This is a genomic window from Nostoc sp. UHCC 0252 (assembly GCF_034931145.1).
In the GTDB taxonomy this organism is placed as follows: Bacteria; Cyanobacteriota; Cyanobacteriia; order Cyanobacteriales; family Nostocaceae; genus Nostoc.
This window is the reverse complement of the sequence record NZ_JAYGHE010000003.1, coordinates 197,990-204,447: the sequence shown is the minus strand read 5'-3', so window position 1 is coordinate 204,447 and position 6,458 is coordinate 197,990. Positions and strand designations below refer to the sequence as shown.

Sequence of the window (6,458 nt, the reverse complement as noted above, 5' to 3'; positions counted from 1 at the left end):
TTCTTCTTCCCCAGCCCCCAATCCCCAGCACCCTTACGCGAGGCGTTTAGCTTCTACTGTTTGAGGTAAATTTGCTGTTTCTGGCAAATCACGAAATTCTAATTCCCAACCATTTGCTAGGGTGAGAATCTTGCCATCATTTCCATCGGTTTGTTTGACTACTTCTTCTTCTAGGTCTTTTTTAGCAACGTAAACTACTAAAGTACCGGCATCATTCATGCGTAGCATTACTTTCATGAGATTCCTCAACAGATTCTAGTTCTTTTTTCTTACAGCCGACGACGAATCCTGTTTCCAAGAAATGCACAGCATATATATAGGAAGTCTGCAAATATGTTCCTATACTGGCTATGTAGCCGATATCTCCTTTGTTCACTAAAACTTGCCCGACTTCTTTACCTGGGAAAGTACCATCGTTCTTCAGCAGTTTCCGAACTCTGACTTTTTCACCAATTTCAAAAGCGGGTGGCAAGTTTAGCTCTAATTCATCGCGTTGCATGAGAGTACCTCTGTTCTCTGACCAAATTCAAAAGTTCTTCTGTCGTCAGGCTGCGTTTTTTCTGTACCGATTGATGGCGCACTGCGTCTAAAACAGATTGGGTTTCTTGGGGGTTCAAGAAAATTCCATGCTGTTCTAGCAAGTTTGAAACCAAATGCCGTCCAGAATGTTTGCCTAATACTAAACGCCGTTCCCAACCCACCTCTTCGGGAGCAAATGGTTCGTAGGTAATGGGGTTTTGTAGTACTCCGTGAGCATGGATGCCAGATTCGTGAGCAAAAGTATTTTCGCCAACGATCGCTTTCCAAGGTGGTACGCTAGCTCCTGATGCGGCTGCAACTAGTTGAGACAGTTCCAGCAAACCGGGTGTGTCAATGCCTAAATCAACGCCATAGATGCGTTTAATTGCCATGACAACTTCTTCTAAAGCTGCGTTTCCTGCCCTTTCACCTAATCCGTTGACTGTGGTATTCACTGATAAGGCTCCGGCTTTGATACCCGCAAGAGCGTTGGCTGTTGCCAGACCAAAATCGTTGTGGGTGTGGATTTCTAGGGGAATCATCAAAGCTGAAACTAGCCGTTTAACCTTGGTGTAGGTGGTGAAAGGGTCGAGAACTCCTACTGTGTCGCAGAAGCGGAACCGGGATGCACCCCATTCTTGGGCATAAAGCGCTACATCTAAAAGGAAGTTTTCATCAGCCCTAGAAGAATCTTCTCCGCCGACTGCTACCCAAAGACCTTGATCGACGGCGAAGCTGATGCAGTCTTTGAGTTTTTGCAAACTTACTCGCCATTGACCGTGGAATTTAGCGGCAATTTGAATACCAGAGACGGGAATAGCGATATGCACCCGGTTAAGTCCGCAAGCAATAGAAGCCTTAATATCTGAGATGACGGCGCGGTTCCAGCCGAGGAGTTTTGCTTGTAAACCTAAATCAGAAATTGCGGCGATCGCACGTGTTTCTTCATCACCCATTGCCGGTATACCGACTTCTAATTCGGGAATACCAATGGCATCGAGAAATTTAGCGATCGCAACCTTTTCTTCTAGGGTAAAAGCAACACCTGCCGCCTGTTCGCCATCACGTAGTGTAGTGTCATTAATTATGATTTGATTCATTGCAAATATCCCTCTCTTGGAAGTATTCTTAATATCCTTTCTCTCTACAATCCCCAGCGATGGCAAATGCTAAAAATATCACAATTCATAATGTAGGATACATGATCCTTAATTATTGACTTATTAGCAGCATCACATCTGTATGACAGGGAACTAAATCAATGTATAATTTACAAATCGTTTTTACCGATGTCAGTTGAAATATCTTCGAGTAGCAATGAGCTAATATAACTATTAGCAAATCCTGAACAAAGTAATACACAGAATCCAGCAATTAAGGATGCAATCATCTTCGTAACCTCATTTCTTTTAGTGCATTGGTGTGTACTTTAGGCAGGTAATGGGACTCAAAGCTACAAGGTACAAATTAGCTAACTATGTTCTGCTAGCCAATCAAAAATCTTTCCTAGCTGCTCCAAATCAACTAAACCATACTGCCAGAGGAGCATCGGTAGTGGCCCATTTTCTAATTCACGGTGTCGCAGAGCTACAGCAATATCGGCATTTGAAAGTTCAAGTTCTTTGTGCAAAAAAGTGAGGAGTTTTATATCTCTGTTCCGAGTCGCCATAAATGATTGAACTTTCAATTTCTAATTTGGGAAAATAATTAAAAATCATAATTTCCAATTTTCATTGGAGATTTTGCCTTTTTAATTGTTGCTAAATGTCAGGAGAATTTCAGATTTACTAGAAGCAATAAAATCTCAAACCCATCTAATCCATCTCAGTCTGCAATAAATTCTGCAAGCATACAGTAGCTTCAAAGTCTAAAGCTATTTGAGCTTTGTGCATTCATGAACAAAAAGGATAAAGTTCAGTGATTGCGTCATGAATTCAAGATTAATTAGAAGATTCATGATCCATCGCTGTAATACCAGCAACGCTCTAGCCACTCTAATAATTCCTGACGAGAAGCGAGAAATTGCATAACTGTACTGCGAATTAGAATCGCTTCTAGCAAATTGTTCACTTGGACTCGTAAAGAACCATCGGGGAGACAGCAGCTATTTATTTTTAACTCTTGCAGTCGGTAATAGATTCGCCAGCGATCGCTCAGAGGAATCTGCAAAACATGATTTGTCATTTGTCCTTTGTCCTTTGTCCTTTGTCAGTTGTCATTTGCAAGTGACTAATGACTCTTAACGCCTAAAGTTTGCAGTTGTTTTTCAAGTTGCTCAACGCGCGAGAGCAAAGAACGAATCACGGTTGCTTCCATATCGGGTAGCTTTCCATGTTCTAAAGGAGAAAGGCTGGCGTTTTGATTTCGGGAAATAATTCGACCGGGAATTCCTACAACTGTGCAATCGCTGGGGATATTCCGCAAGACAATGGAACCTGCGCCAATACGGACGCGATCGCCAATTTGCAGATTACCCAAAACTTTCGCACCCGCCCCAATCACTGCATTTTTGCCCACTGTGGGATGACGCTTACCAGTTTCTTTACCAGTTCCGCCAAGGGTAACGCCCTGGTAAATCAGTGTGTAGTCGCCGACGATCGCAGTTTCGCCAATGACAACACCCATTCCGTGGTCGATAAACACGCCCTGGCCAATCTCTGCACCTGGGTGAATTTCAATCCCTGTCAAAAATCTCCCCAAATGGGAAATGAAACGGGGGATAAAACCAACTCCTCGACCATGTAACCAGTGAGCAAGACGATGCAAACAGAGTGCGTGCAATCCGGGATAGCAAAATACTACCTCTAGCCAATTACGTGCTGCGGGATCGCGCTCAAAGATAATGCGAAAATCACTCAATAATGGCTCAAAAAAAACGCCAGAGAGTAAATTTTTCAGCATGGATTTATGTGCAGAATCCTGCGTTTTGGTACTGGGAGGATCGCTAATACTGTCTAAAGACTGTTGCATCGGTAATGTCTATCTGGTAAAAGATTCATCTGCTATTTTTATGCTTATATCAGGTGACATCCAACTCGATAGAAAATCCGATGCTGATTGGATTTATTGGATTGATTAAGGTTGTACTCAAACGCCAAAACCCCCACTCAAGATAAACTTAAAATTTCTCTTGGGTTAGGGGCGCTAGTATTTAATGATAGGGGTACTAGTATTTTTGGGGCAGGGTTAAAGAATTTCTGTTCTCGCTACAAGAAACTTTACCTGTAAGCTTTTGCAAACATTTCATCAAGATATTTTGCAATATATTAAGCTGTACTCAGATGCACTCAAAGGTGATTTAGATGAGGCTACAAATCAATATTCTGTATCTCCTATTACTATTAGTATCTTATTATTTGGATAGGCGAATGACAGGTTTCTTTATTTTCTTTTAGGATTTACTGTCTGTATATATGTATACGTTTCAAAATATAGTTATCGCTCACAGAGAATATCTTATTATATAGATGTGTTGAAGGAAAGCATTTCAATAAGCGCAAATATAGGAATCTGATTTGATTACTGAATTACTCGAGTAAAACAACAGGGTTTTTCTTTGTGCAGCAAATTATCGAATAGAATTCAGGAGTCAGGAGTCAGAATTCAGAATGAATTCTGTGCAAGTGGCGGATGAATCCAGGGGTTTAAGACCCCCACTAAATCAAAGATTTAGTGGTCTTTAAGACGCTCGCGGACTCGCTAAAGCTACGCTATCAGTGGGGGATTCAGACCCGCCACTGATTCATTCTGACTCCTGAATTCTGACTTCTGAATTCTTCTTCAAAGAATAGACAAATGTACCTACCTAATTGGCGAAGTGGGACAAATCTTTTCTGAGGACAATCTGAAACTGTGGGCTAATAACTAACTTTGGCTACTTTTAGTATTTTTTCAATTGTTCTAAATAAACAGCAACCTCTATCATAATGCTGTTACATCTTTGTTAAGAATAGTTACAGCTTCTTAACACAAGGGCATATTTCTTATGGCAGTTGGAATTAATAAGAATGCACCACATCAGGTTGTTATCATTGGTGGTGGTTTTGGTGGACTATATGCAGCAAAGGGTCTGAATGCAGCGAATGTAAATGTTACTCTCATTGATAAACGTAACTTTCACCTATTTCAGCCGCTTTTATATCAAGTTGCCACAGGTACGCTATCACCTTCTGATATTTCCGCACCATTGCGATCTGTATTTAAGAAAAGCAAGAATACAAAGGTGTTGTTGGGAGAAGTAAATGAAATTGATCCAAAAGCGCAACAAGTTATTTTGGGTGATGAAGTAGTACCTTATGATACTTTAATTGTTGCCACAGGTGCTAACCATTCCTATTTTGGTAAAGATCACTGGGAAAAAGTTGCTCCCGGCTTGAAAACTGTGGAAGATGCGATAGAAATGCGTCGCCGGATATTTGGCGCATTTGAAGCAGCAGAAAAAGAAACAGATCCCGAAAAACGCCGTGCTTGGCTGAGTTTTGTGATTGTGGGGGGTGGCCCGACTGGTGTAGAATTAGCAGGTGCGATCGCAGAATTAGCATACAAAACTCTCAAAGAAGATTTCCGCAGCATCGACACTTCAGAAACGAAAATTTTACTATTACAAGGGGGCCCTCGCATCCTCCCACACATGGTTCCAGAATTATCGGCATCAGCAGCAGTATCTTTGCAAACGTTGGGTGTAGAACTCCACACTCACACCAGAGTGACAAATATTGAAGGTGATATTGTTACTTTCAAGCAAGACAATGAATTTACAGAAATTGCCTCAAAAACTATATTGTGGGCAGCAGGTGTTCAAGGTTCCCCAATGGGGAAAGTCTTAGCAGAAACTACAGGTGTAGAGCGCGATTTCTCTGGGCGTGTCATTGTAGAACCTGACTTGTCTATCGAAGGTTATGACAACATTTTCGTAATTGGAGATTTAGCCAACTTCTCCCATCAAGATGCTAAACCTTTACCTGGTGTTGCACCCGTAGCTAAACAACAAGGAGAGTATGTAGGTAAACTAATTCGACGACGGCTTCAAGGTAAGACTTTGCCACAATTTCATTACAACGATGTGGGTAGTTTGGCGATGATTGGGCAAAATTTAGCTGTTGTAGATTTAAGCTTAATCAAACTCACAGGTTTCATTGCTTGGGCATTTTGGCTATTAGTTCACATCTACTTCTTAATCGAGTTTGACACTAAATTACTAGTAGTATTTCAGTGGGCGTGGAATTATATCACTCGTAATCGTCGTTCTAGATTGATTACAGGTAGAGAAGCTTTTGTAGAACCAAAAACTGTTAACGATAGGGTGCAAGAGCCTTCTGTGACACCTCTGTAACTTCAGGTATCACAGCTTGTACCAATTCGCAATTCGCAATGGGCTAACGCCCCGCTCCGCTAACGCAATTCGCAATTGAGAAATTTAGATGCAGCAAGGCAATCCCTGCTTACATCTGTTGCCTTACTTTAGAGAATTGGTATTAGTTAACGTGTGTAGTGGCAAATCTTGGGCAAAGATTTGCTGTTCCAGGAAAAGAATATGGGGATGAAATACCGCCCTCAGCAGTTTTGGCAATTTGGCATATCATGACTTCGAGTTGCAGTTTTAATGGAGATATCAACACAAAGGGATGTGAAGAAGTTGTACGGGGGATAAGGTAAAACTTTCCGCTTCTAGAGTCCCAGCTACGCCAGTTGCAAAATGAGTGCTGTAGAATAGCTCTACATAAATGATACAGCGCTCAACAGAGTTCAGTTCCCGCTCTGCAACTGGCTAGAAATCAACAAAACCAAATATAGCGGTTCTCATTTTGATGCAATACACTTTGACCTCTATCCTAAAAGGAGAGAGGCTTTGAATTTTACTCCCCTTCCCTTGTAGGGAAGGGGCTGGGGGTTAGGTCTGTATTGCAAACAGAGAAACTCTATAATTGCTGCTGAGTCAA

At 41.6% G+C, this 6,458-nt stretch carries 7 protein-coding genes; 1 reads left to right on the top strand and 6 read right to left on the bottom strand.

Annotation, left to right across the window (positions count from 1 at the left end; all coding sequences use genetic code 11):
* Positions 1-33: 33 nt before the first annotated feature.
* From nifT to cysE, 6 genes are all read right to left on the bottom strand, one after another.
* Positions 34-237 carry a putative nitrogen fixation protein NifT gene (gene nifT / locus VB732_RS03195; protein ID WP_323229372.1) on the bottom strand — a complete coding sequence of 68 codons (204 nt, stop codon included), beginning with the start codon at positions 235-237 and terminating at the stop codon, positions 34-36.
* Positions 212-499 (bottom strand): nitrogen fixation protein NifZ, encoded by a 288-nt coding sequence (locus tag VB732_RS03190; protein WP_012407236.1) that lies wholly within the window; start codon positions 497-499, stop codon positions 212-214. Before VB732_RS03190 ends, nifT begins: the two co-directional genes overlap by 26 nt.
* A complete protein-coding gene (nifV, locus tag VB732_RS03185) occupies positions 486-1,619 on the bottom strand; it encodes a homocitrate synthase (protein WP_323229371.1) in 1,134 nt (377 codons plus the stop codon). Before nifV ends, VB732_RS03190 begins: the two co-directional genes overlap by 14 nt.
* 371 nt (positions 1,620-1,990) lie before the next feature.
* Entirely contained in the window at positions 1,991-2,188 is a 198-nt protein-coding gene (locus tag VB732_RS03180; protein ID WP_323229370.1) for a DUF2949 domain-containing protein, read from the bottom strand.
* 284 nt (positions 2,189-2,472) lie between these two features.
* Positions 2,473-2,703 (bottom strand): Asr1405/Asl0597 family protein, encoded by a 231-nt coding sequence (locus tag VB732_RS03175; protein WP_323229368.1) that lies wholly within the window; start codon positions 2,701-2,703, stop codon positions 2,473-2,475.
* 45 nt (positions 2,704-2,748) lie between these two features.
* Positions 2,749-3,489, bottom strand: coding sequence for a serine O-acetyltransferase (gene cysE, locus VB732_RS03170; RefSeq protein ID WP_323229367.1), 741 nt, complete (start codon positions 3,487-3,489; stop codon positions 2,749-2,751).
* 1,015 nt (positions 3,490-4,504) lie between these two features.
* On the opposite strand from cysE, the gene VB732_RS03165 reads away from it, so the two are divergent.
* Entirely contained in the window at positions 4,505-5,851 is a 1,347-nt protein-coding gene (locus VB732_RS03165; RefSeq protein WP_323203056.1) for an NAD(P)/FAD-dependent oxidoreductase, read from the top strand.
* Positions 5,852-6,458 lie beyond the last annotated feature (607 nt).

Excerpts from the sequence above, each read along its gene's own strand:
- VB732_RS03180 (WP_323229370.1), bottom strand. The coding sequence starts at position 2,188 with ATGGCGACTCGGAACAGAGATATAAAACTCCTCACTTTTTTGCACAAA.
- nifV (WP_323229371.1), bottom strand. The coding sequence starts at position 1,619 with ATGAATCAAATCATAATTAATGACACTACACTACGTGATGGCGAACAG.
- VB732_RS03165 (WP_323203056.1), top strand. The coding sequence starts at position 4,505 with ATGGCAGTTGGAATTAATAAGAATGCACCACATCAGGTTGTTATCATT.
- nifT (WP_323229372.1), bottom strand. The coding sequence starts at position 237 with ATGAAAGTAATGCTACGCATGAATGATGCCGGTACTTTAGTAGTTTAC.
- cysE (WP_323229367.1), bottom strand. The coding sequence starts at position 3,489 with ATGCAACAGTCTTTAGACAGTATTAGCGATCCTCCCAGTACCAAAACG.
- VB732_RS03175 (WP_323229368.1), bottom strand. The coding sequence starts at position 2,703 with ATGACAAATCATGTTTTGCAGATTCCTCTGAGCGATCGCTGGCGAATC.
- VB732_RS03190 (WP_012407236.1), bottom strand. The coding sequence starts at position 499 with ATGCAACGCGATGAATTAGAGCTAAACTTGCCACCCGCTTTTGAAATT.